Annotated in this window: 1 pseudogene; it reads right to left on the reverse strand. The window is 60.3% G+C overall.

The features are described 5' to 3' along the window. Nucleotides 1-257, reverse strand: a pseudogene (garD, locus tag AC0L3B_RS39850) (galactarate dehydratase); the annotation flags it as partial.

Below are 257 nucleotides of genomic sequence, written 5' to 3' on the forward strand. Positions count from 1 at the left end.
GGCCCAGCACGCCGTTGATCGCGCTGCTGCCGGATTTGACGATGGAGCCCAACGACTTCTCGACGATATTCGACAGCCCGCCCTTCTTGTTGCCCGGCGTGGTATTGGCACTGCGATCCGCCTCGCCCTTGGCCAGGTAACGGTCGTACCAGTCCATTTCCCTGACCAGTTCCTGAGCCACTTCCTTGCTCTCAGCCCGAGACGTCAGCAGGTAAATCGCGTCCCGGACTTCGGTCACTTCGGAAAACATCACCGTC

This window comes from Bradyrhizobium sp. Kon56 (genome assembly GCF_055807635.1).